The following is a 23,175-nucleotide window of genomic DNA, read 5'->3' on the forward strand; positions in this document are numbered from 1 at the left end:
GCCGCTAAACCTTGTCCACCTCAGCGGCCTGGGCTGTACTCAGACCATGAAGACAGATGCGATGGATCGGGTTCGACAGGTCGTGGTGACTCTGGCTGCCGTGTTCATGATCATCGGTACCCTCTTCGGGATCGGCGTGATCGGCACCCGGGTGGAGGAGAGTTCCGGCGGCAGCCTCTCGGCGACCGCCACTCTGCTCGCCCCCGCGGTGCCCGCCTTCTCGATCTGGTCGGTGATCTACGTCGGCCTGGTCGCCTATGTGATCTGGCAGTGGCTGCCGGCCAACACCGGATCGTCCCGCGCCCGCCGGATCGGCTGGCTGGCCGCGGTCTCGATGGTCCTCAACGGGGCTTGGCTGCTGGTCACCCAAGCCGGCTGGCTGTGGGTGAGTGTCCTGGTGATCCTGGCCCTGGTGGCCACCCTCGGTGAGCTGGTGCGCCGGCTCGGGTCCGATCCCAGTGACCGGGTGGCTGACAAGATCGTGGTGGATGGCACCTTCGGGCTTTACCTGGGCTGGTCTGCCGTAGCTACGGCCGCCAACATCACCGCCACCTTGGTCGCGTCCGGGGTGAACCCCGGCGGCCTGGTCGCCGAGCTGCTCGGCGTGGCCGTGGTCGCCGTCGCGGCCGGGATCGGCGTAGTCCTGGCGGTCGTCTACGGCGGACGCTGGGCCGTGGCGGCCGCGATGGCCTGGGGCTTGTCCTGGATCGCCGTGGGTCGCTTGGCCGTCGAGCCGGAGTCGGCCCTGGTCGGTGGCGCGGCGCTGGCCGCGGCCCTGATCGTGCTCGGTGCAGCCGCGCTGGTCCGGCTGCGGGCCAACCGATTGGCGCCGGTCCATGTCGGGCGCTGAGGACCTGGTCGTCCTGCTCGATGACGCCGGACGACCGATCGGACACGGCTCCCGGGAGGCGGTGCACGGCACCGACACCCCGCTGCACCTGGCCTTCTCCTGCTACCTGCTCGACGACGCCGGACGAGTGCTGCTGACCCGTCGGGCGCTCACCAAGCGCTCCTGGCCGGGGGTCTGGACGAACTCCTGCTGCGGCCATCCGCGTCCGGGGGAGCCGCCGGCCCAGGCGGTGGCCCGCCGAGTCGCCGACGAGTTGGGCGTGACCGTCCGCGACCTGCGGCTGGTGCTGCCGGAGTTCCGCTATCAGGCCGTCGATGTGTCCGGGGTTGTCGAGAACGAGCTCTGCCCGGTGTGGGTGGGCCGGATCGACGGGCTGCTGCGACCGGACCCCAGCGAAGTCATGGAGGCCGACTGGGTGGAGTGGGAGACAGTGGTGGCGCTGGCCGCCGAGGCGCCCGGGCTGCTCAGCCCGTGGAGTGCTCAGCAGGTGCCGCTGGTGGCCGAGCAACGCACGGAGGTGGGAGTGGCATGACCCTCTTGCACACCAACCGGCCGGGCCGGCCGAGCCTGGTTCCGGTGACCGACGACCAGACCGTGGCCGCGGTGGATCTGCTGATCGCCGACACGCTCAGCCGGCTGCGCGCCGACTGGGCGGCGCTGTCGGCCGCCGTGATCCCGCGTCCGGACGTGCTGCACACCGACTCGGTGCTGGAGTTGTTGTCCGGCCTACTGGCCACCGGTGGCAAGCGGTTCCGTCCGCGGATGGTGCACTGGGGTTGGCTGGCCGCCACCGGTGGCGATCACCCGGAGAGCTACCACCACATCCCCCGGATCGGCGCCGCGCTGGAGCTGCTGCACGCCTTCGCGCTGATCCACGACGACGTGATGGACGGCTCCGAGACCCGGCGCGGCTTCCCCTCGGTGCACGTCCAGGCGCGCCAGCAGCACGTCCGCTGGGGCAGCTTCGGCGGCCCACAGCGCTACGGCGAGAACATCGCCATCCTGGCCGGCGACCTGGCCCACAGTGAGGCCTCGATGCTGGCCGCCGAGCTACCCGCACACCTGCGGACGCTGTGGCGCACGCTGAGCGTGGAGCTGATGATCGGGCAGGGCCGCGACCTGGTCGGGGCAGCCAATGGACGACGCGATCTCGATCACGCCCGGCAGGTGGCTCGGGCCAAGTCCGGGGCCTACACGGTGTGGCGCCCGCTGCAGTTGGGGGCCGCGGCCGGCGGAGCCAGCCCGGAGCTGCTCGAAGCCCTGGAGACCTACGGGATCGCCGTCGGCGAGGCATTCGCGCTACGCGACGACATTCTCGGAGTGATCGGGGACGAGCGGGCCACCGGCAAGCCGGTCGGCGATGATCTGATCGCCGGCAAGCCGACGGTGTTGCTGGCTCTGGCCACCCAGCGGTTCTCGCCGAAGTGGCAGCGGGTGTTGGCCCGGACCGGCAGCGGTGAGCTGAGCGCCGACGAGGTCGAGGCGCTGCGTCAGGAGTTGATCAACTCCGGGGTGATCGACGAGGTCGAGTCGATGATCACCGCGGCCGTCCACCAGGCGTCCGTGGCGTTGGACAGCCCTGCGGTGCATCCGGCCGCAGCCGAAGGTCTGGTCAGCCTCGCCCACCGGGTGGCTTGGCGGTCTGCATGAGTCGGGTGGTTGTGGTCGGGGCCGGTCTGGCCGGTCTCGCTGCTGCTGCCCAACTGGTCGGTGACGGCCATCAGGTGATCATCGCCGAGCGCGCCGACGAACCCGGCGGACGCAGCGGCACCCTCACCGCCTCCGGCTTCACTTTCGACGCCGGCCCGACCGTGTTCACCATGCCGCACCTGCTGGAGCGGGCCTTCGCCCGGCTGGGCCAGCGGATGGACGATCACGTCCGGCTCACGCGGCTGGACCCGGCCTATCGCGCCCAGTACGCCGACGGCTCGCAGATCCTGGTCCGGGCCGACCGGAACGATCAGCTCGCCGAGCTGCGTCGCTCGGTCTCCGACCGCGACGCCGAGGCGTTCGCCGGGTTCGCCGACTGGGTCGAGCGGCTCTACGACGTGGAGATGCCGAACTTCATCGAGCGGAACTTCGACTCGGTCCTCGACCTGGTCAACCGCCCGATCGCGGCGGCCAAGTTGGTTGCCCTGGGCGGCTTCGGACGGCTCGGACGGGCAGTCGGCCGCCGGTTCTCCGACGAGCGGCTGCGCCGGCTGTTCAGCTTCCAGGCCATGTACGCGGGCTTGGCGCCGTCCGATGCGTTGGCGATCTATGCCGTGATCACCTACATGGATTCGATCGCCGGGGTCTACTTCCCCGAGGGCGGCATGCACGCCGTGCCGCGGGCGTTGGCCGGGGCACTCACCGGAGCCGGCGCCGAACTGCGCTACTCCTGTGCCGTCACCGAGATCCTGCGGGACGGACGCGGCCGGGTGGCCGGGGTTCGGGCCGGGGGAGAGCTGATCGCCGCGGACGCCGTGGTGGTGACCACTGACCTACCGACCGCCTACGCCGAGCTGCTGCCGGAGCTGACCCCGCCCGCGGTGCTGCGCCGGGCCCGCTACTCGCCCTCGGCCGTGGTCTGGCATGTCGGGGTCCGCGGCCTGCCGAAGCCGGGCCTGGCCCACCACAACATCCACTTCGGAGCGGCCTGGGATGAGTCCTTCGCCCAGCTGATCGATAGCCAGCAGCTGATGGCCGACCCGTCCCGGCTGGTCACCATTCCCAGCCTGGACGCGCCGTCCATGGCCCCGGACGGGCACAGCGTGCTCTACGTGCTGGAGCCGGTGCCGCACCTGGGTGGACGAGTGAACTGGAGCCGCGAGCGCGGGCCGATCCGGGATCGGCTGCACACCTTTCTGGCCGATAACGGCTATCCCGACGACATCGTCACCGAGCGCCTGGTCACTCCGGACGACTGGAAGGCCCAAGGTCTGGCCATGGGCACTCCGTTCAGCCTGGCCCACACCTTCTTCCAGACCGGGCCGTTCCGTCCGGCCAACCGGGAGCCGCGGGTGCCCGGACTGTTCTTCGCCGGCAGCGGGACCACCCCCGGGGTGGGAGTGCCGATGGTGCTGATCAGTGGTGAGCTGGCTGCAGGCCGCGTCCGGGACTACCTGGGTGCCGTCCGATGAGCTCCGATCTGGCTGCCGGCTACGCCGAATGTGCCCGGCTGACCCGTGAGTACGGCACCACTTACTACTGGGGTGCGGTGCTGCTGCCCCGGGAGCGGCGCCGTCACGTGTACGCGGTCTACGCCTTGTGCCGGTTGGCCGACGACATCGTGGACGCCGCCGGTGCCACCACGGCCCGGGTCGAGGCCACCGAAGTCGCCTTGGACACGTTCGAGGCCCGGTTCGCCGAGGCCCTGGCCGGACGTCCGGACGATCCGACAATGGCCGCGATCGCCGCCACCGTCACCGAGTGCGGCATCGATCCGGAGTGCTTCGAGCGCTTCTTCGCGGCCATGCGGATGGACCTGACCGTCGATCACTACGACACCCTGGCCGACCTGTTCGGCTACATGGAGGGTTCGGCCGCCGTGATCGGCGAGATGATGCTGCCGGTCCTGCAGCCGCTGAACCCGGCCGCGCGGGAGCCGGCCCGGGCGCTCGGCTTCGCCTTCCAGCTGACCAACTTCCTGCGCGATGTCGGCGAGGATCTGGATCGCGGCCGGGTCTACCTGCCCCGCGATGTGCTGGGCCGGTTCGGTGCCGACCCGTGGCGACATCAGGTGGACGGGCCCTGGCGGCAGGCCATGAGTTCGCTGATCGACACCAACCGCGAGCTCTACGACACCGCCCGTGCCGGGATCGCCATGCTGCCGCCGGCCTCTGCCCGCTGCGTGGCCACGGCCTTGGCCCTGTACCAGCAGATCCTGGATCGCATCGAAGCCCGCGACTACGACGTCTTCAGTGGGCGGGCTCGAGTGCCGACCTGGCGCAAGGCGCTGACCGCGGTGGCCGTGCTGATCGGCGGACCACGCGTGGTGATCCGCGCTCAGCCCGTCCGCGGTGCCGTCCGGCCCGGACCGGTGGAGGCGTGATGGCTTACGAGTACCTGATTGTGTTGGCCGGCTGCGTGCTGGTCACCTTGCCGCTGGAGTTCGTCCTGGGCGCCCGGGTCTATCGGCGCCCGGCCCGACTGGCCGCCGTGGTGCTGCCGGTGGCCGCGATCTTCTACCTGTGGGATCTGGTGGCCGTCGCGCGCGGGCACTGGGGGTTCAACCCGGCCCGGACCAGCGGCATCCTGCTGCCTGGCCAGGTGCCGCTGGAGGAAGCGTTGTTCTTCCTCGTCATCCCGCTGTGCGGGCTGCTCACCTATGAGGCGGTCGGCGCGGTACTCGCTCGCTGGCGGGCCCGGCGCACCGTGATCGCCGACCCGGTCGCCGAGACCGCCTCCCCGTCCGCCACCGACTCCACGGGGGAGGCCCAAGGCCATGCTTGAGTACACCCTGGCCACTGTGGTCGCGGTCGTGGTGGTGGTTGCGGCCGAGCTGCTCTGGGCTCGCACCGGCATTTTCACCACCGCCAAGTTCTGGTTGGCCACGGCGATCGTCTGGTTCTTCCAGATCTGGGTGGACGGTTGGCTGACCCGACTGCCGGACCCGATCGTCAGCTACGCGCCGCAGCACTTCCTCGGAGTCCGGTTCCCCTTCGACATCCCGATCGAGGACTTCGGCTTCGGCTTCGCCCTGGTCACCGCCGTGATCATCGGCTGGGAGCTGGCCGGACGGAAGGAGCGCGCGTGAGCACCTGGCGTCCCGGACGTGACCGCCGAGCGGTCCGGCATCTGCCCAGCGGATCGTCCGCTCAGGCGCTGGCTCAGCGCGGTGATCGTCCCTCGGTGATTGTGGTCGGTGGCGGCATCGCCGGACTGGCCGCGGTCTGCGGTCTGGCCGAGCGCGGCGTGGCCGTCGAAGTGATCGAGGCCGAGCCGTCCCTGGGCGGACGGCTGCGGGCCTGGCCGACCGAGGCCGGCGGCCAGCCGACCACGATGAGCCGTGGCTTCCACGCCTTCTTCCGCCAGTACTACAACCTGCGCGCGCTACTGCGCCGGGCTGACCCGACGCTGTCCCGGCTGCAGCCGGTGGCCGACTACCCCCTCGAGCTCGCCCCCACCGGAGCGTCCGGGCCGGTCCGGGATTCCTTCGCCACAGTGCCGCGGACGCCGCCGTTCAACCTGATGGGCTTCGTGGCGCAGAGCCCGTCCTTCCGGCTCGCCGACCTGACCAGGGTGGACGTGGGACGGGCCGTGGACCTGCTCCAGGTGCGCTTTCCGGACACCTACACCGAGCTGGACGGAGTGAGCGCTGCCGAACTGCTGGACCGGCTGAAGTTCCCTGATCGGGCCCGGCATCTGGCCCTGGAGGTCTTCGCCCGTAGCTTCTTCGCCGACCCGACCGAGTTCTCCGCCGGCGAGCTGGTGGCCATGTTCCACACCTACTTCGTGGGCTCGGCCGAAGGGCTGCTGTTCGACGTCCCCGATGACGACTACCAGACCGCGCTGTGGGGGCCGCTCGAGGGCTACCTGACCCGGCTCGGGGTGGAGTTCCGCACCGGGACTCGAGTGGCCTCGATCGCCGAGGCTGCCTCCGGGCTGGTGGTGCACACCGACACCGGCGAGCTCCACGCCGATGCTGTGGTGCTGGCCCTGGACACCCGCAGCCTGCAGGCGGTGGTGGCGGCCAGCCCCGGCCTGGGCAACGAGTCCTGGCAGCAGCAGCTGGCCGCGCTCCGAGTGGCCCCGCCCTTCGGAGTCGGACGCCGATGGCTGGCCGGCCGGTTCACCGACATCGAACCCTTCCTGGGCACCAGCGGCTACGGCCCGCTGGACAACCTCAGCCGGGTGGATGCGCTGGAAGCCGGTGCCGCGACGTGGGCCGCCCGCACCGGTGGCACCGTGGTGGAAGTGCACGGCTACGCGCTGACCGATACCAGCTCGACCGCCCGCGATGAGTTGTGGCGGCAGGCGGCCAGACTGCACCCCGGTCTGGCCACCGCGCCGGTGCTGGCCGAGGAGTGGCTGGTCCGCGACGACTGCCCGCTGGTCGACACCACGCCGTGGCGGAACCGTCCCACCGTGACCACCCCCGACCCACGCGTGATGGTGGCCGGCGACCTGGTCCGTTGTGACTGGCCGATCGCCCTGATGGAGCGGGCGGCCACCACCGGCTGGCAGGCGGCTAATGGGCTGCTGGCCGGGTTCGGACGTCCGGGCCATGAGCTGTGGTCGCCCCCGCTGGGCGGCTTGCTGGCCAAGGCTGCGAAGTGAACGAGGCCGACACCTCGGTTCGTCGGGCCGTGGTGGCCGGCGAGCCGTCCGTCCCTCGGGTGGCAAAGGAGGGCGGCATCTGGCGAATCCGTTCGCTGGCCGCGGCCCGGCAGGTGCTGCGCGCCCGCGGCCAGACCACCCAGGCCGGGTTCACGGCCGAGCAGATCCCGACCGGCCACTTCCGGCACCATCCGATCCTGATCTCCGACGGGCCGCTCCACGATGAGCAGCGCCGCAAGGTCGGACGCTTCTTCGCCCCCGAAGTGGTCACCGGGCAGTACCTGGCTTCGATGGAGGCCTGTGCGGATCGGCTGCTGGCCGAGGCAGAGGCCGACGGCCAGGTCCGGCTGGACGAGCTGGCTCTGCACTACGCCGTCGAAGTGACCGCCGGGGTGGTCGGGCTGACCCACGCGCCGGTGCCTGCCATGTCCCGGCGCCTGGTCCGCTTCTTCAACCAGCCGCCGCTGGACCGCTCCCGTGCCGATCTGGGTCGCAGCGCCTGGCAGTGGGCCCGAGCCGCAGTCAACGGCCTGGTCCCGATCGTGGCCTTCTATCTCGCGGACGTCCGGCCGGCCATCCGAGCGCGGCGCCGGCAGCCGGCCGGCGACGTGATCAGCCACCTGATCGAGCAGGACTACTCGAGTGCCGACATCCTTGTCGAGTGCGTCACCTACGGCACTGCCGGCATGGTCACCACCAGGGAGTTCATCGCCATGGCCGGCTGGCATCTGCTGACCAACCCCGGCCTGGCCGACCGCTACCAGGTGGCCGGGACCGACGAGCGACTGGCCATCCTGCACGAGCTGATCCGGCTGGAGCCGGTGGTCGGCCACCTGTATCGCCGCACCCAAGCCGACCTCGCGGTGCGCGACGGCGACCAGGAGTGGACGATCCCGGCCGGCGAGCTCGTCGACCTGTGCGTCCGCCAGGCCAATGCCGACCCCGAAGCCGTCGGCCCGGATCCGCTGGCCGCCTGCCCGGGACGTGACCTGCCGACCGGGGTGAACCCGACCGGACTCAGTTTCGGCGATGGTAGCCACCGCTGTCCGGGCCAGCCGCTGGCGATCTACGAGACCGACGTGCTGCTGACCCGGCTGCTGCGACTGCGTCCCCGCGTACTCAGCGAGCCGAGCATCACCTGGGATCACCTGATCGAGGGCTATCAGCTGCGCGGACTGGACCTCAGCCTCGGCTCCTGACCCGGGCGGCATCGGACGATGCGCCGGGGCTAGTGGCTGGCGGCCTTCCAGAAGCCGGAGAAGGTGATCTGGCTGGTCGGCAGGCCGGCCTTGCGGAGCAGCCGACGGGCGCCGGTGGCCAGCGAGGACTCTCCGACCAGGTAGGCGTAGTCGTCGGGACGCACGTCGAAGGTGGACAAGGCGGCCAGGGCCAGGGCTCCGGGAGCCTGGCCATCGGTGCGGGGCAGCCAGGTCAGCCCCATCCCCGGCGGTGCGGTCACCTCGCGGACGTCGCCGGCCTCGGGCACTTCCAGGACCGCGGCGCCGATGGTCTCGGCGGGCAGGCCGGCCAGAATCCCCAGCACTCCGGGCAGTCCGGTCTCGTCGGCGGCCAGCAGCACCCGTCCGCTGCCGGCAGGAGGATCGAACATCAGTCCCTGGTCGAGGAGGCCGACCTGCTGGCCCGGCGTGGCCTCAGCCGCCCACCGGGCCACCCGGCCGGCGAGCGCGCCGTCGTGCCAGTGCAGGACGACATCGATGTCCAACTCGCAGGCCTCGGGACGGAAGTCGGCCACGGTGTAGTTCGCGCAATGGGGACGCTGCGCCTCGGGGATCAGCAGGTAGGCCGGCCACCACGAGCGCCCGGAGACCTTCGGCAGCCGCAGGGCGACGCCGGGGGAGGGCAGGAACAGGCGAAACCAGCTGTCGAAGCCTCGCCAGTCAAAGTCGGCCAGCGCGGGGCCGCCGATGGTGACCCGCTGGAAGGACGGCGAGAGCCGACTGCTGCGCAGCACGCTGGCGGTGAACAGTTGGGGCTGGGCCGGCATCAGCCGCGGGTAACGAGCCATCTCGCTCCGATCTAATTAGGTTAGGCAAACCTTACTAAAACCGGTTAGGGTTTCCCGCATGCGTCCGTCCGACCGCCTCGTCCGCCATCGTTCGGCCTTCGCTGGGCTCATCGCGGGGCTGGTCCTGGTCGCGGTGGCCAGCCTGTTGCTGGGCAGTAACCCAGTCCCTCCCGACCAGGTGTTGCGGGCCCTGCTCACTCCGGCGGCCGATGCCGATGCAATCGTCTGGGGCTCACGGGTGCCGCGCACTCTGCTCGGCATTGTGGTCGGCTTCGCGCTGGGGGTGGCCGGGGCCGTCATGCAGGGCCAGACCCGCAATCCGCTGGCCGACCCGGGCATCTTCGGCGTCTCGGCCGGGGCCAGCCTGGCCGTGGTGGTCGGGGTCTATGTGCTCCAACTGAACTCGCCGCTCCTCACCTCACTGCTGGCCCTGGTCGGTGCGGTGCTGGCCAGCATCGTGGTCTTCGCCATCGCGGCCGCCGGGCGCGGTCTGGCCAGCCCGGTGCCCCTGGCGATCGCCGGGACTGCGGTCACTGCGCTGTTCAGCGCGCTCACCTCGTTCCTGGTACTCACCGACCAGACCACGCTGACCGCCTACCGGATCTGGGTGGTCGGCTCGCTGTCGGGACGCAATCTTGAGGGCACCGCGGTGATGGTCGGCTTCGTGGCGATCGGACTGCTGTTGGCCGGGCTCAACGCCGGCGCGCTGAACAATCTGGCCTTGGGCACCGAACTGGCCCGCGGCCTCGGCGAGAGCCTGTGGCGGGCCCGACTGGTCGGGCTGGCTGCGATCACCTTCCTCACCGCCGGCGCGGTGGCACTGGCCGGCCCGATCGGCTTCGTGGGCCTCACTGCGCCGCACCTGGCGCGGGCGCTGGTCGGCGGCGACCATCGGGTGCTGTTGCCGGCTTCCGGCTTGGTCGGCGTGCTCGCCCTGGTCAGCGCCGATGTGCTCGGACGGCTGATCGGCGGCCAGGCCGAAGTCTCGGTCGGGGTGATGCTGGCCACCCTGGGCGGCGTGGTGTTCGTCGCGATCGTTCGACGGTCGAAGCTGGTGGCGCTGTGAGCCAGGCGAAGGTGCGTCCCCGCCGGACCGGGATCATGCTCGGCCCGATCGGAGTGCCGTGGCGTCCGCGGATCCTGCTGGTCACGGTGGCCACCACACTCGTGGCGCTGGTCGTTCTCGCCGGTGGGATCGCCGCCGGTTCGGCGGGCCTGTCGATACCTGACGTCCTGGCCGCGCTGGCGGGAGCCGGCGATCAGGCCACGTCCTTTATCGTCGGTGAACTCCGACTTCCCCGTGCCGCGGCCGGGGCTGCCGTGGGCGCCTGCCTGGGCCTGGCCGGGGCGCTGACCCAGACCTTCTCCCGCAACCCGCTGGCCACCCCGGACATCCTGGGGGTCACCTCAGGTGCTGCCGCGGGTGCGGTCGCCGCCATCGTGCTCGGTGGTGGCGGATACTCGGTCGGCGCCTCCCTGCTCGGCTTCGGGATCCCGGTGGTGGCCACGGTCGGCGGGTTGGCCGCAGCCGCCCTCGTCTACGGACTGGCCTGGCGCGGCGGCGTGGACAGCTACCGGATCATCCTGATCGGCATCGGGCTCACTGCGAGCTTGGGAGGCCTGACCAGCTACCTGCTGGTTCGCGCCCAGCTCACTCAGGCCGGTGCCGCCAGTCAGTGGCTGGTCGGCAGTCTGTCGGGCATCTCATGGACCAGCGTCTGGCCGATGCTGGTCGTTCTGGGGTTGGCGATCCCGGTGCTGGTCAGTCAGTCGTCCGGGTTGGCGCTGAGTCCGTTGGGTGATGAGTTCTCGACCAGCCTCGGCCTGGCTCTGCAGCGACATCGGCTGATCGTGATCGCCACCGCCGTCCTGCTCACCTCGGCCGCCGTCGCCGCGGCAGGGCCGATCGAGTTCGTCGCCTTCGTGGCACCGCAACTCGCCCAGCGGCTGGCCGGCACCGCTCGTCCGCCACTGGTGGCATCGGCGGTCAGCGGCGCCGCCCTGGTGTTGGCGGCGGACGTGCTGGCCCGCATCCTGCTGCCCGGCGAGATCCCGGTCGGGATCATCACCGCGGTGATCGGGGCCCCCTACTTGATCTGGTTGTTGATCCAACGAAAGGACGTCCGATGATCGCGCTGGAAGCCGAACGCCTCCGGCTGGGCTACGAGCAGAAGGTGGTTCTCGACGGCATCGACCTGGGCATCGAGCAGGGCAGTGTGACCACCCTGATCGGCGCGAACGGCTGTGGGAAGTCGACCCTCCTCAAGGCGTTCGGACGACTGCTGACCCCGCTGGGCGGCGAAGTTCGGCTGTCCGGGCAGCCCCTGCGGGAGCTGTCCGCCAAGCGGCTGGCCCGGCGGCTGGCTGTGCTGCCCCAGAAGCCGCTGACGCCGGCAGCGACCACCACCCGCGACCTGGTGCTGCGGGGACGTTCGCCACACCAGAGTCTGCTGCGCCCCTGGACGCCGGCCGATGCGGCCACCGTTGATGCTGCCTTGGCCGCGACCGGCCTGACCGACTTGGCCGAACGGGACGTGAACACCTTGTCCGGAGGTCAGCTGCAGCGGGCCTGGGTGGCGCTGGTGCTGGCCCAGGAGACGCCGACCATCCTGCTCGATGAGCCGACCACCTACCTGGACCTCAGTCATCAGCTCGAGGTGCTGCGGCTGGTCCGGCGGATCAACCGCGAGCGGGGGACCACGATCGTGATGGTGCTCCACGATCTCGGCTTGGCCGCCCGGTTCTCCGACCGCCTCGTGGTGTTGCACCAGGGTCAGGTGCTTGCCGATGGGACGCCCTGGCAGGTGCTCACCCCCGAGGTCTTGGCCACGGCCTTCGGCCTGGCAGCTCGGGTGGTCCCTGATCCGGTCACCGGTTCTCCGCTGGTGGTGCCGATAGAGCCGTCCGACGACCCGTCCGCAGCGGCCGCAACTCGGCACGATTCTGATCAGTTAGTTAGGTTAGGCTAACCTAACCTCATGAACCCACGAACTCTCACGTCGGTCGTTGCTGCGGCCGTCACGTCTGTCCTGGTCCTGGCCGGCTGCGCCGCCCCGAGTGCTCCGGTCGCGGGCGCATCCCCGAGCTCGTCCGCCGCCGGGTGGAGCTACACCGACGACATCGGCAACACCGTCACCTTGGCCCAGCGGCCGGCCCGAATCGCCGGTTTCACCGATCAGGCGCTGTCGCTGTTCAGCTACGGCATCGCGCCGGTCGCGGTCTTCGGGCGCACCGACGTGGCCACCGACACTCGGTTCGGCGGCTTCGACACCAGCGCCATGAAGATCGTCGGCAACAGCTATGGCGAGATCAACCTGGAGGCCCTCGCCCAGGCCAAGCCTGATCTGATCGTGACCGGGGTCTACCCGACCGACCGGGCGGGGACGATCGACTCCACCCAGCCCTACTACGGCCTCAAGGATCGGGAGCAGCAGGCGAAGCTCGCCGCGATCGCGCCGATCGTGACGGTCAAGGTCGGCGGGGCCGGACGCGACCTGCTGGCGTCCAATGCTCGGCTGGCGATCGCTCTGGGTGCTGACCAGGCGAAGGTCGATGCCGACAAGGCCGGCTTCGAGAAGGCGGCGGCGAACCTCACCACGGTGGCGAAGTCGTCCGGCCTGAAGGTGTCGGCCATGTACGCCGATGCCAACGGGATCTACCTGGTCAAGCCCGAGGACGAGCCGGAGACCCAGCTCTACAAGAGCCTCGGAGTGGACTACACGGAGTTGAACCCCGGCGGTGACTACTACTGGGACATCTACAGCTGGGAGAACGCCGGCAAGGTGAAGGTGGCCGACATCATCCTGCTGTCCGACGAGGGCTACCAGGTTGAGGACCTGCGCAAGCAGAAGACCTTCGCCGACGACCCCGCGCTGGTGGCCGGACAGGTCTACGAGCGCCGGGTCGCACCGATGAGCTACTCGGCTCAGGCCAAGAACCTCGACGTGCTGGCCGGCTACCTGGGCTCGTCGAAGAAGGTGACCAGCTAGTACTCGCCCCCTGCTCCGTCGGCCGGTCCTCGCGCTCTGGGGCCGGCCGACGGCCTGTTGCCGGTCGTGGCGTGCTCCGGGGATGCCACGAGAACCGTCCCCGCGTCGTGTGGATCAGGGGAGCTGGACGGTCTGGCCGAGCTCGGCCACCTGGACGTCCAGGCCCAGGTCGGTCCGGATCGCCTGGGCCAGCTCGGCAGCCGACTCCGGCGTCCCATGGACGGTGAACACCTGGGTCGGCCGGGGCGACAGCGCGGCCAGCCAATCCAGCAACTCCGAGCGGTCGGCATGCACCGAGAACTCCTCGTCCTGCAAGATCTCGGCGCGCACCGGGATCTGGCGACCGTGCATCTTCAGGTGCTGGGCTCCGTCGAGCAGCAGCCGTCCGCGGGTCCCCTCGGCCTGGTAGCCGGCCAGCACGACGGCATGGCGTGGATCGGGCAGCATGTGCTCGAGGTGATGCAGCACCCGGCCGCCGGTGGCCATCCCCGAGGACGAGATGATGATCGAGGGCACCTTCGGGGAGTTCAGCTTCATCGAGTCCTCGGTGCTGCGCACCTCATGCAGCTGCGGCAGATCGACGAAACTGCCGGCGTCCAGGTCGGGACGCAGTTCGTCGGCGAACCGGGTCTCGGTGTAGATCCGCAGCGCGGCCAACGCCATCGGCGAGTTCACGAACACCGGCAGCGTCGGGATCCGTCCGTCCTTGTGGAGCTGGGTGAGGGTCTGCAGGACGACCTCGGTGCGGTCGACGGCGAAAGCCGGGATCAGCACCGAGCCACCGCGCTTGGCCGTGCGCCGGATCAGGCTGGCCAGCGGCTCGTGGGCCGCCCCGGCCGGGTCGTGGTGCTCGCGTCCGCCATAGGTCGACTCGATCAGCACGGTGGTCGCGCCGTCCGGGATCTCCCGCGAACGCAGCACCGGATGCTCGGGCCGTCCCAGATCGCCGGAGAAGATGATCGAGGTGGACGGGGTGGTCAGCCGGATGCTGGCCGAGCCGAGGATGTGCCCGGCCCGGGTCCAGTGCGCCGTCCAGCCGGGCCACAGCCGGACATCCACGTCGAAGTCGACCACCCGGAACTGGGTCAGTGCCTGCTCGACATCGCCGATGGTGAACAGCGGCAGTGGCGGCTCGTGCTTGGAGTAACCCTTCTCGGCGGCATGCTCGGCGTCCCGCTCGGCCAGGAAGGCGGCATCGCGCAGGACGATCTCGGCCAGCTCGCAGGTGGCCTCGGTGGCCAGAATCTCCCCGGCGAAGCCGTTGCGGACCAGCACCGGCAGATAGCCGACGTGATCGGTGTGGGCGTGGGTGATCAGGATCGCGTCGAGCGACTCCGGCGGCACCGGGAATGGCTGCCAGTTCAGTTCGCGCAGGTGCTTTTCGCCCTGGAAGACGCCCGCGTCCACCAGGACCTGTCGTCCGGAATCGTTCACCAGGTACTTCGAGCCGGTGACCGTGCCGGCCCCTCCACTGAAGGTCAGGCTGGTTGCCATGCCTCCAGCTTGCCCCCGATTCGTCCGAATCGGTGAGAACAGGGACGGTTGTCTGGTCGGCTGGTGGCGCGGTGACCCAGCTGTGGTCAGTCCGAGAAGGCGATCACCCCTCCGTGCCGGATCTCTGGGCCTCCGCGCCGAGCCGCCTGGTCTGGGGCCGGGTTGGGCAGACCATTCTCGAACTCCGTGGCTGGGTTGGTCAGTTGGCTGAGGCTGGGTGGGGGAATGGGGTCAAGGGATACGTTCTTCGAACGGTCTGCCCAACCCGCCCTTTGGGGTCAGCGAGTCGGAGCCTGGGGGACGGGCAGGTGTTCGGCGCGGAACTGGTTCACCGGGGCGTCGGACGGGTAGCCCAGGGCCAGCCCAGTGACCAGCTTGTACTTCGGATCGAGGTCGAACTCGGTCTCGAGCGGGCTGCGCCAGGTGGCCAGTTCGCCCATGGCGCAGCTGCCCACGCCATGAGCGGTCGCCGACAGCATCAGGGTCTGCAGCATCAGCCCGCCGTCGTGCGCCGAGAATGGCAGCAGATCCTCATGCACCAGCAGGAAGGCCACGGTCGGGGCGCCGAAGAAGGCCAGGTTGCGGCGAGCGTGGGCGTCGCGTCCGTCCCGATCGCCGCGGACGATGCCGAGCTGCTGATAGAGCCCGACCCCGACCTTCACACTGCGCTTGCGCAGCTCGTCGGGGTAGCGCTTCCAGGTCGGGAAGTCGCCGTCGGGAAGGGTGCGCCGCAGCCAGGCGCGTAGGAACGCGCCACGCTCGCGATGGCGCAACTCCAGTGACTCGTCGAACCGAGCCAGGTAGGCCGCCCGCAGCCGATCAGTCCGGTCCCCGGAAGCCACGGCCAGCAGGTACGGACGGGTGTTGCTCCAGCTCGGCGCGTGCCGGGCATCGTCGAGGATCTCGGCCAGGACGTCCGCGGGGATCGGGTCGGGTCGGAAGTCCCGCACGCTGTATCGGGCCTGAACCAACTCGCTGAAGTCCTTGGATTGCACGGCGCTCAGTGTAGGTGGGCGCCGGGCAGGTGAGCCGTCCGTCGCCCGGCTCGGCTGGCCGGCCTCATCCCCCGGGGTTGCTGCTGCACCGTGCTACCGCTCTGCTCACGCCGCTACCGGACCCTTCACCGTGCTACCCGTGTACGGGTAGCACGGCGTGCGACGGGTAGCGCGGGTCGGTGGACGGGTAGCGCGGCGAGTGGCGGGTAGCGCGGCGAGTGGCGGGTAGCGCGGATGAGTGGACGATCTTGCCGACTCCCGGACGTCGGATGCACGAGGTAGCCTGGCAGCGATCGACGGCCCACTCGATCGTGATCCCCCTCGGAGGGCCGATGCCAACACCAGCTCGCAGGTCGCCACTGGGCGCCATGGTTGCACCCTTTGCGCTGATGGCTGCCCTCTCGCTGGCGCTGGGCATGCAGACCCCGGCCGGTATCAGCGCCGGCACGCAGGTGGTGGCTGAGCTGCCCGCGGTGAGTCCGTCCAGCGCGGCGACTCCGTCCGCGACCCCCAGCCCGACGTCGACTCCGACCGTCACGCCCAGCCCCACTCCGCCGCCTGCTCCGCAGCCGCCGCCCGATCCGCTGGCCGGATTGAGCAAGAAGGAGCACAAGGCGTTCTCGGCCTGTCTGAAGCGGCAGGTCGGCGCGCACTCGTCCGGCACGTGCGCCACGCTGGCGATCTCCCGGCTGAAGAAGGCTGGCTTCTACCACTGGCCGGCCAGCTCCGGCATCGGGGTGGCCGGGGCGAATGCGCTGCTGAACTACCAGCGCTCCCGCGGGCTGACCCCGACCGCCACCACCACTCGTCAGACCTGGATCGCCCTGGCCACCAAGGCCAAGGCGGTGGACGCCACGCTGCCAGCCAAGTGCCTGGGCAGCGGGGTGAACCTGTGCGTGAACCAGGGCCAGCGCAAGCTCTACTTCCTGCGCGACGGCAAGGTGGTCCGCACCTTCAAGGTGCGCCTGGGCGGCTACAACTATCACCCCAAGACGCACAAGTGGCGGGTCTTCCCGACCGCCAACGGCTCCTGGCGGGTGTTCGACAAGCAGGTGAACCCGAAGTCGGACAATTACGGAAGCGGCGCCATGCCGTACTCGGTGATGTTCCACCCGGACATGTACGTCCACTACTCGCCCGGCTTTCACGCTGATGGCTACGCCAAATCCAGCCATGGCTGCGTGAACATCGGCCAGCTCAGCGAGGCGATCTGGATCTACAAGCACACCCCGGTCGGGGCGAGAGTGACCGTCTTCACGCCCAAGAGCGCGGCCTGATTTCGTCCCCGGTGTCAGGATCGGAGCATGACGAACTTCGATCCGTCCACGATCCTCACCGATGAGCTGCTGGCTCGGTTCCGGCAGCGGGCGGCCCGCCACGACGCGGAGAACACCTTTCCCACCGACGATCTGGCCGACCTGAAGGCCGCCGGCTACCTGGCGATCCTGGCTCCGGCCGAGCTCGGCGGCGGCGGACTCGGCCTGGCCGAGGCGTCCGCGTTGCAGCAGCGACTGGCGGCGGCCGCTCCGGCCACCGCGTTGGCCGTGAACATGCACCTGGTGTGGACGGGCGTGGCCAAGGTCTGCGCCGACCGCGGGGTCACCGGCATGGAGTTCATCAGCAAGGGTGCAGTCGACGGCGAGGTGTTCGCCTTCGGGATCAGCGAGGCCGGCAACGACCTGGTCCTGTTCGGCAGCGACACCCAGGCCGTCCCGGCCGAGGACGGCAGCTACCGGTTCACCGGCACCAAGATCTTCACCTCGCTGGCCCCGGTGTGGACTCAGCTCGGCCTGCACGGCCTGGACACCACCAGTCCGGACGCCCCGAAGCTGGTCTACGCCTTCGTCCCGCGCACCGAGGACGTCATCACCCGCGACGACTGGGACACCGTCGGCATGCGCGGCACCCAGTCCCGGACCACCGAGCTGCACGCAGCCAAGGCGCCGGCCGCGGCCGTGGTCCGCCGGGTCGACCCGGGCCCGAACCCCGACCCGATCGTGTTCGGCATCTTCAGCGTCTTCGAACTGTTGCTGGCTTCGGTGTACACCGGCATGGCCCAGCGGGCCCTGGAGCTGGCCGTCGCCACGGTCGAGCGGCGCCAGTCCAAGAAGACCGGTATGGCCTACAGCCAGGATCCCGACATCCGCTGGCGGATCGCCGAGATGGCGCTGGCCTACGACGCGATCGGCCCGCAGTTGGCCGCCCTCTGCGCCGACGTGGATGCCCTGGCCGACCACGGCCCGCGCTGGTTCTCGCTGCTGGCCGGAATGAAGCATCGCGCGGTGACCGCGGCCAAGCGGATCGTCGACGACGCCATGCTCGTGGCCGGCGGTTCGTCCTACTTCTCCAGCAACGAGCTGAGCCGGCTCTACCGGGACGTCCTGGCCGGCCAGTTCCACCCGTCCGACCCGGAGTCGGTGCACGCCACGGTGGCCACGGCCTGGCTCGGCCCGCTGCAGACCTAGTCAGCCGCCACCTGGAGGTGCTTGGCTAGGCCTCAGAGAGGAGCGGGGAATGGTCCGGGTGCCACAGGAGCTTTTCGATGCCTACCTGTTCGACCTGGACGGCACCATCTACCTCGGTGACCAGCTGTTGCCCGGGGCCAGTCGGCTGGTCGCAGCGGTGCGCCACTACCAGCGTCCGCTGCGCTTCCTCTCGAACAACCCCACCCGGGATCCGGGGCAGTACGCAGCCAAGCTGACCGGCCTGGGCATCCCGACTCGGCCGGACGAGGTCGTGAACACCGTGGTGACCACGGTGAACTGGCTCAAGGCCAACCACCCGGACGCCGTGGTCTTCCCGATCGCCGAGGCGCCGCTGGTTAGGGCGTTGACCGAGGCGGGGATCCGGATCAGCGATCGTGCCGAGGAGATCGACATCGTGATCGCGTCCTACGACCGCGGCTTCGACTACCGCAAGCTGCAGATCGCCTTCGACGCGATCTGGTTCCACCGGCGGGCCTTCCTGATCCAGACCAACCCCGACCGGTTCTGCCCCTATCCGGGCGGCCGCGGCCAGCCCGATGCCGCCGCCATCACCGCTGCCATCGAGGCAGCCACCGGCACCACCTGCCGACACAGCTTCGGCAAGCCGGATCCGCTGATGCTGCAGACTGCCCTGGCCACCTTGCCGTCGGTGAAGGTGGAACGGGTGGTGATGGTCGGCGACCGGCTGCACACCGACCTGGAGATGGCGACCGGCGCCGGGGTCCGCTCCGCCGTGGTGCTCACCGGCGAGGCGACCGCCGAGCAGGTGGCCGGGCTGCCGGCGGCGTCCGCCCCGGACTTCGTCCTGGACCGGATCGATCGGCTGATCCCGCCGGGCCTGTGGGGCGAGCTCGGCTGGGCGTCCTGCTGAACGACGCCACCACGTCTTAGCAGGGGAGGTCGGGGACCGGGCCGCGGAGGCACCGAAGTGCTGCTGAGTAATGCTTCCTACCCATTTCTGCGGCCTCGTCGGGGGCGCAAATCGGTAGGTAGAGTTCGAGCCCAGCCGGGATCCTGGTGGATACGTCGGGAGTACCTCATGCAGAAGATCGTTCCGAGCCTTTGGTTCGCCGATAGTGCGGCCGAAGCCGCAGATTTCTACGTGTCGGTGTTCCGCGACGGACGGATCATCGAGACGAATCGCTACCCGGCCGACGAGTTCAGCGAATACGAGTTTGACTTGGCCGGACGCGAGTTGAGCGTCGAGTTCGAGGTCGGTGGCTACCGGCTGATCGCGCTCAATGGCGGGCCGCAGTTTCCGATCAACTATTCGATCTCGTTGATGCTCAACTTCGCCACTGCCGGACGCGAGGAACTCGACCGAGTCTGGTCGGAGTTGGCCGAGGGCGGCTCAGTATTGATGCCGCTGCAGGCCTATGACTTCAGCCCCTATTACGGCTGGCTGCAGGATCGCTACGGGATGACCTGGCAGTTGATGCTGCCCGCGCCCGGGGCCGACCCGCGTCCGTTCGTGATGCCCACCCTGCTGTTCGGCGGGGCCGCCCAGAATCGGGCCGGCGAGGCACTGGCCTACTACGCGCGCACTTTCTCCGGCGCCCGGGTCGGTACCCGGGATCGCTATGTCGAGCCGGCCGGTCCGGCCGAGCCGGGCAGCCTGCGCTACGGCGATCTGCTGGTGTTCGGCCAGTGGATCGCACTGATGGACGCCGCCGTGCCCCAGGACTTCACTTTCACCTGTGGGGTCTCTCTCGTGTTGCGCTGCTCCGACCAGGAGGAGCTGAACCGCTACTGGGACGAGCTGAGTGCGGTCCCGGCAGCCGAGCAGTGTGGCTGGTGCACCGATCGGTACGGGGTCAGCTGGCAGCTGGTTCCGGCGAACCTGAACGAGTTGATGGCCCTACCCGGGGCTTTCGAGAAGCTCACCGGAATGCGCCGGATCGAGATCGATGCGTTCGCCGAGGCGCCGGCCGAGGAGTGGGTGGCCCAGGCCTGACCGCGCTCAGCGCTGGACGAGTCGGGTCAGCACCACGGCCGACCGGGTGTGATCGACGCTGGCGGCCGATCGAACTCGCTCCAGCGCCTCCTCCAGCGAGGGGATGTCCCGAGACCGGATGTGCACGATGGCGTCCGCCTCGCCGGTGATGGTGGCGGCGTTGACCACCTCGGGAACCGCGTTCAGGATGCGCCGCAGATCGGCCGGGGCCACGGTGCCGCGGCAGAAGAGTTCGACGTAGGCCTCGGTGCTGGTGCCGTCCACGCTCGGGTCGAGTTCGATGGTGAACGAGCGGATCACTCCCTCGGCCACCAGCTTGTCCACCCGGCGCTTCACCGCGGACGCCGACAGCCCGACGGTCTCGCCCAGATCGGCGAAGCCGGCCCGCGAGTTGCGGCGCAAGCCGTCGATCAGAGCCCGGTCGATGGAGTCCATACCGCCATTCTACGCAACATAGCTGCGTGAGGGAGGCGCAGAACGCGGGAAATGTGCACAAGATGCACAGTTTGGGCAAGGAATCGCTGGAATCATCGAAGTATGACCGTGATTGAAGAACGCTGCCCCGAGAATCTGACCGACGCTGCGGCTGCGCCGACCGCTTCCGGACGCACCGCCCCGCGCGTGCTGATGTGCCGTCCGGAGCATTTCACGGTCAGCTACCGGATCAACCCGTGGATGTACCCGCAGCAGCCGACCGACACGTCGCTGGCGCTGCGCCAGTGGCAGGAGCTGTATCGCACCTACCAGGGGCTGGGTTTCCAGGTCGAGCTGATCGACCCGGAGCCGGGGCTCCCGGACATGGTCTACGCGGCCAACGGTGGCTTCACGCTGGACGGGGTCGCCTACACCGCCAAGTTCCGGCACGCCGAGCGGGGCCCGGAGGGCCCGGCCTACGGCGCATGGTTCGGCGCCCATGGCTTCCAGGTGGCCGAGGCGGTCAGCGTCAACGAGGGTGAGGGCGACTTCATGCTGGTCGGCGACACCATCTTCGCCGGCACCGGTTTCCGCAGCGACGACGCCAGCCACGACGAGCTGCGCTCGATCTTCGACCGCGAGGTGGTCACCCTGCGCCTGGTCGACCCGCGCTTCTACCACCTCGACACCGCCTTCGCCGTGCTGGATCCGGCCGGCGGCCCGGCCTCGGTGGCCTACCTGCCGTCCGCCTTCGACGAGGCCAGTCTGGCGATCCTGCGCACGCGGTTCCCGGACGCCATTCTGGCCACCCAGGCCGATGCCGAAGTGCTCGGGCTGAACTCGTTCAGCGATGGCTGCAATGTGGTCATCGCCAGCCGCGCCGAGACCTTCGCCCGCGACCTGACCGATCGGGGCTTCCGTCCGCATGGGGTGGATCTGTCCGAGCTGCTGCGCGGCGGCGGCGGAGTGAAGTGCTGCACCTTGGTGCTGCGCTGACTCAGGCTCGGCAGATGCCGATCCGCAAGAAGAAGTCCCAGATCAGGACGCAACTGGGTGTCGGGCTGGGCTGAGGCGTCGCCGTCTCGTCGGGGGGCGTGGGCGGCGGCGCCGATCCGGTCGGGCTGGCCGACGCGGTCGCAGTGGCCGAGTCGGTTGGCTCGGCTGTTGCGGTCGGTTCGGCACTGACTGAGGCGCTCGGGGTCGGCTCACTGGACGGCGTCGCACTCGGAGTGACGGCCGACGGCGTCGGCTCGCTCGGAGTGGATGTCGGGTCACTCGGCGTCGGCGTCGGCGTTGGCGTAGCGCTCGGTTCGCTGGGAGTTGGCGTGGGCGCCGGTTCCAGGCTCGGCTCGATGCTGGGGCTCGGCGATGTGCTGGGCGTCGGCTCCACGGTCGGACTGGGCTCCACGCTGGGGCTCGGGTTGACGGTCGGGCTGGGCTCGACACTTGGCTCGCTGGTCGGCTCGGCAGTCGGTGACGGCGCAACCGTCGGATCCACGCTCGGCGAGGGCTGTGCAGTGGCGGACGGCTCGACCCGCGGGCCGCGGTTCGGCTCGGTGGCCGCGGACGGTAGCGAGTTCCCGGTCGGTTCCACAGCCGCGAGCTGCACCACAGTCGGTCCACTCGGTCCGGTGGCCGTCCTGTCCGAGGCTCCGGGCCAGGGGAGGGCGGCGGCGACCGATGGGTGCGGCTGATCGAGACTGACCGACGAAGCGGTGGCGCCGAGGTGGGTGCCCAGACCGATCGAGACCGCGGCCACCGTCCCGATCACGGCGACCAGACCTACCTGCGGTTGGATCAGCGCACTGGCCACCCGGGATACCCAACTGCTCGGCTGCAGGCTCGCGGTGACCAGCTTGCCGCCGGCTGCTCCGGTGGCCAGCGCACTGGCCGCGAGCAACCCGGCCGAGGTGCCGGCAGCCAGCAGCGAGACTCGCAGTACGGCAACCACTCGATCCAGTCGGGCCGCAGCCAGCCGACAGCGGCGGCATTCCTCCAGGTGTGCGGCGACCCGTTGCTGCTGGGTCTCGGGCAGCCGCTGCCGGCTGTAGCCGCTGAGGTGTTCCAGGACCCAGCGGCATTCCGGCTCGGCAGCGCGTCGGTCGATGTGCTCGGCCAGCCAGGCGTTGCGCAGGCCCTCCCGAGCGCGCAGGCAGAGCGCGGCCGTGGCGTTGTTCGAGGTGCCCAGTCGTTCGGCGAGCTCTGCGGTGCTGACTCCCTCGACCTCGCTCGCCCACAGCACGTCCTGCCAGCGCTGCGGCAGGCTGCGGAAGGCGCGTCCGATCAGTTCGGCCTCGGTGATCGCCACTTCGGTGTCGTCGCCGGACTCGACGAGCTCGGGGAAGGACTGCGGGTCGAGCGGCACTTCCTGTGGGCCGCGGCGCCAGTTCAGGGCCACGTTGCGCACCGAGGTGCTCAGGTAGGGGCGAAATGCCGTGGACGGGCCACCGCCGTTGCGCAGGGCACGCCAGACCCGGGTGAAGGCCTCGGCGGAGACGTCCTCAGGATCGAGGGCTGAGCTCGTCCGGGCGGCGATCATCATGGCCAGCGGGCGGTAGCGGCGGAAGAGTTCGGCGAAGGCCAGGCTGTCGCCGCGGCGGCTGCGTTCCAGCAGCTCCGCATCCTCGGCGGTCCGAAGCTGCTCTTCGGCGGCTTCGGCGTCGAACAACAGGCTCATCAGGGACCTCTCCCGGCGAAGGGACGCCA

General features: G+C 69.9%; 23 protein-coding genes. 18 read left to right on the forward strand and 5 right to left on the reverse strand.

The features are described 5' to 3' along the window. The first annotated feature begins 46 nt into the window (after positions 1 to 46). Genes ATK74_RS00480 through ATK74_RS00520 form a run of 9 tightly spaced genes read left to right on the forward strand, consistent with a single transcriptional unit; the run spans position 47 to position 8,310 of the window. Complete coding sequence (locus ATK74_RS00480) at positions 47 to 850, forward strand: TspO/MBR family protein (protein ID WP_098461839.1); 804 nt, start codon at positions 47 to 49, stop codon at positions 848 to 850. Beyond that, positions 837 to 1,382: an isopentenyl-diphosphate Delta-isomerase gene (gene idi / locus ATK74_RS00485; protein ID WP_098459198.1), complete on the forward strand. Its 546-nt coding sequence runs from the start codon at positions 837 to 839 to the stop codon at positions 1,380 to 1,382. Before ATK74_RS00480 ends, idi begins: the two co-directional genes overlap by 14 nt. Beyond that, on the forward strand, positions 1,379 to 2,500 hold the full coding sequence (locus tag ATK74_RS00490; RefSeq protein WP_098459199.1) for a polyprenyl synthetase family protein: 1,122 nt from the start codon (positions 1,379 to 1,381) through the stop codon (positions 2,498 to 2,500). The genes idi and ATK74_RS00490 overlap by 4 nt, the downstream gene beginning before the upstream one ends. Beyond that, complete coding sequence (gene crtI, locus ATK74_RS00495; protein ID WP_098459200.1) at positions 2,497 to 3,972, forward strand: phytoene desaturase family protein; 1,476 nt, start codon at positions 2,497 to 2,499, stop codon at positions 3,970 to 3,972. Before ATK74_RS00490 ends, crtI begins: the two co-directional genes overlap by 4 nt. Further along, the gene (locus ATK74_RS00500) at positions 3,969 to 4,883 is read left to right on the forward strand and encodes a phytoene/squalene synthase family protein (RefSeq protein ID WP_098459201.1); all 915 of its coding nucleotides are present in this window, start codon (positions 3,969 to 3,971) and stop codon (positions 4,881 to 4,883) included. The genes crtI and ATK74_RS00500 overlap by 4 nt, the downstream gene beginning before the upstream one ends. After that, positions 4,883 to 5,284, forward strand: a complete 402-nt coding sequence (locus ATK74_RS00505; protein ID WP_211283233.1) for a lycopene cyclase domain-containing protein — start codon at positions 4,883 to 4,885, stop codon at positions 5,282 to 5,284. Before ATK74_RS00500 ends, ATK74_RS00505 begins: the two co-directional genes overlap by 1 nt. After that, the gene (locus ATK74_RS00510; protein WP_098459203.1) at positions 5,277 to 5,588 is read left to right on the forward strand and encodes a lycopene cyclase domain-containing protein; all 312 of its coding nucleotides are present in this window, start codon (positions 5,277 to 5,279) and stop codon (positions 5,586 to 5,588) included. Before ATK74_RS00505 ends, ATK74_RS00510 begins: the two co-directional genes overlap by 8 nt. Next, a complete protein-coding gene (locus tag ATK74_RS00515) occupies positions 5,585 to 7,111 on the forward strand; it encodes an FAD-dependent oxidoreductase (protein WP_098459204.1) in 1,527 nt (508 codons plus the stop codon). The genes ATK74_RS00510 and ATK74_RS00515 overlap by 4 nt, the downstream gene beginning before the upstream one ends. Beyond that, entirely contained in the window at positions 7,108 to 8,310 is a 1,203-nt protein-coding gene (locus tag ATK74_RS00520) for a cytochrome P450 (protein ID WP_098459205.1), read from the forward strand. The genes ATK74_RS00515 and ATK74_RS00520 overlap by 4 nt, the downstream gene beginning before the upstream one ends. A 29-nt stretch (positions 8,311 to 8,339) precedes the next feature. On the opposite strand, the gene ATK74_RS00525 is transcribed toward ATK74_RS00520, so the two are convergent. Next, entirely contained in the window at positions 8,340 to 9,137 is a 798-nt protein-coding gene (locus ATK74_RS00525) for a siderophore-interacting protein (protein WP_098459206.1), read from the reverse strand. A 58-nt stretch (positions 9,138 to 9,195) separates the two neighbouring features. On the opposite strand from ATK74_RS00525, the gene ATK74_RS00530 reads away from it, so the two are divergent. From ATK74_RS00530 to ATK74_RS00545, 4 genes are read left to right on the forward strand one after another with little or no spacing between them, the layout of a single operon-like run. Further along, the gene (locus ATK74_RS00530; protein ID WP_098459207.1) at positions 9,196 to 10,203 is read left to right on the forward strand and encodes a FecCD family ABC transporter permease; all 1,008 of its coding nucleotides are present in this window, start codon (positions 9,196 to 9,198) and stop codon (positions 10,201 to 10,203) included. Continuing rightward, positions 10,200 to 11,267, forward strand: coding sequence for a FecCD family ABC transporter permease (locus ATK74_RS00535; protein ID WP_211283234.1), 1,068 nt, complete (start codon positions 10,200 to 10,202; stop codon positions 11,265 to 11,267). Before ATK74_RS00530 ends, ATK74_RS00535 begins: the two co-directional genes overlap by 4 nt. Continuing rightward, positions 11,264 to 12,106: an ABC transporter ATP-binding protein gene (locus ATK74_RS00540; RefSeq protein ID WP_098459208.1), complete on the forward strand. Its 843-nt coding sequence runs from the start codon at positions 11,264 to 11,266 to the stop codon at positions 12,104 to 12,106. Before ATK74_RS00535 ends, ATK74_RS00540 begins: the two co-directional genes overlap by 4 nt. 9 nt (positions 12,107 to 12,115) lie before the next feature. Further along, positions 12,116 to 13,126: an ABC transporter substrate-binding protein gene (locus tag ATK74_RS00545; RefSeq protein WP_098459209.1), complete on the forward strand. Its 1,011-nt coding sequence runs from the start codon at positions 12,116 to 12,118 to the stop codon at positions 13,124 to 13,126. Positions 13,127 to 13,240: 114 nt separating this feature from the next. Here ATK74_RS00545 and ATK74_RS00550 read toward each other — a convergent pair whose 3' ends face one another. Both ATK74_RS00550 and ATK74_RS00555 read right to left on the reverse strand, forming a co-directional pair. Further along, complete coding sequence (locus tag ATK74_RS00550) at positions 13,241 to 14,620, reverse strand: MBL fold metallo-hydrolase RNA specificity domain-containing protein (RefSeq protein ID WP_098459210.1); 1,380 nt, start codon at positions 14,618 to 14,620, stop codon at positions 13,241 to 13,243. A 278-nt stretch (positions 14,621 to 14,898) separates the two neighbouring features. Beyond that, positions 14,899 to 15,615, reverse strand: a complete 717-nt coding sequence (locus tag ATK74_RS00555) for a nitroreductase (RefSeq protein WP_098459211.1) — start codon at positions 15,613 to 15,615, stop codon at positions 14,899 to 14,901. 368 nt (positions 15,616 to 15,983) lie between these two features. Between ATK74_RS00555 and ATK74_RS00560 the strand changes: the two genes are divergently transcribed. The 4 genes from ATK74_RS00560 (at position 15,984) to ATK74_RS00575 (ending at position 20,055) form a co-directional block, all read left to right on the forward strand. After that, on the forward strand, positions 15,984 to 16,892 hold the full coding sequence (locus ATK74_RS00560; RefSeq protein ID WP_143483511.1) for a L,D-transpeptidase: 909 nt from the start codon (positions 15,984 to 15,986) through the stop codon (positions 16,890 to 16,892). A gap of 27 nt (positions 16,893 to 16,919) precedes the next feature. Next, positions 16,920 to 18,080, forward strand: coding sequence for an acyl-CoA dehydrogenase family protein (locus ATK74_RS00565; RefSeq protein WP_098459213.1), 1,161 nt, complete (start codon positions 16,920 to 16,922; stop codon positions 18,078 to 18,080). A gap of 49 nt (positions 18,081 to 18,129) precedes the next feature. Continuing rightward, positions 18,130 to 18,972, forward strand: a complete 843-nt coding sequence (locus ATK74_RS00570; RefSeq protein ID WP_098459214.1) for an HAD-IIA family hydrolase — start codon at positions 18,130 to 18,132, stop codon at positions 18,970 to 18,972. 168 nt (positions 18,973 to 19,140) lie between these two features. Then, positions 19,141 to 20,055 carry a VOC family protein gene (locus ATK74_RS00575; RefSeq protein ID WP_098459215.1) on the forward strand — a complete coding sequence of 305 codons (915 nt, stop codon included), beginning with the start codon at positions 19,141 to 19,143 and terminating at the stop codon, positions 20,053 to 20,055. A 6-nt stretch (positions 20,056 to 20,061) separates the two neighbouring features. On the opposite strand, the gene ATK74_RS00580 is transcribed toward ATK74_RS00575, so the two are convergent. After that, complete coding sequence (locus ATK74_RS00580) at positions 20,062 to 20,490, reverse strand: Lrp/AsnC family transcriptional regulator (RefSeq protein WP_098459216.1); 429 nt, start codon at positions 20,488 to 20,490, stop codon at positions 20,062 to 20,064. A gap of 102 nt (positions 20,491 to 20,592) precedes the next feature. Between ATK74_RS00580 and ddaH the strand changes: the two genes are divergently transcribed. After that, the gene (gene ddaH, locus ATK74_RS00585; RefSeq protein WP_098459217.1) at positions 20,593 to 21,465 is read left to right on the forward strand and encodes a dimethylargininase; all 873 of its coding nucleotides are present in this window, start codon (positions 20,593 to 20,595) and stop codon (positions 21,463 to 21,465) included. A 1-nt stretch (position 21,466) separates the two neighbouring features. Here ddaH and ATK74_RS00590 read toward each other — a convergent pair whose 3' ends face one another. Next, positions 21,467 to 23,146, reverse strand: coding sequence for a sigma-70 family RNA polymerase sigma factor (locus ATK74_RS00590; RefSeq protein WP_169923667.1), 1,680 nt, complete (start codon positions 23,144 to 23,146; stop codon positions 21,467 to 21,469). Positions 23,147 to 23,175: the final 29 nt, after the last annotated feature.

Source organism: Propionicimonas paludicola, from assembly GCF_002563675.1.
GTDB lineage: Bacteria > Actinomycetota > Actinomycetes > Propionibacteriales > Propionibacteriaceae > Propionicimonas > Propionicimonas paludicola.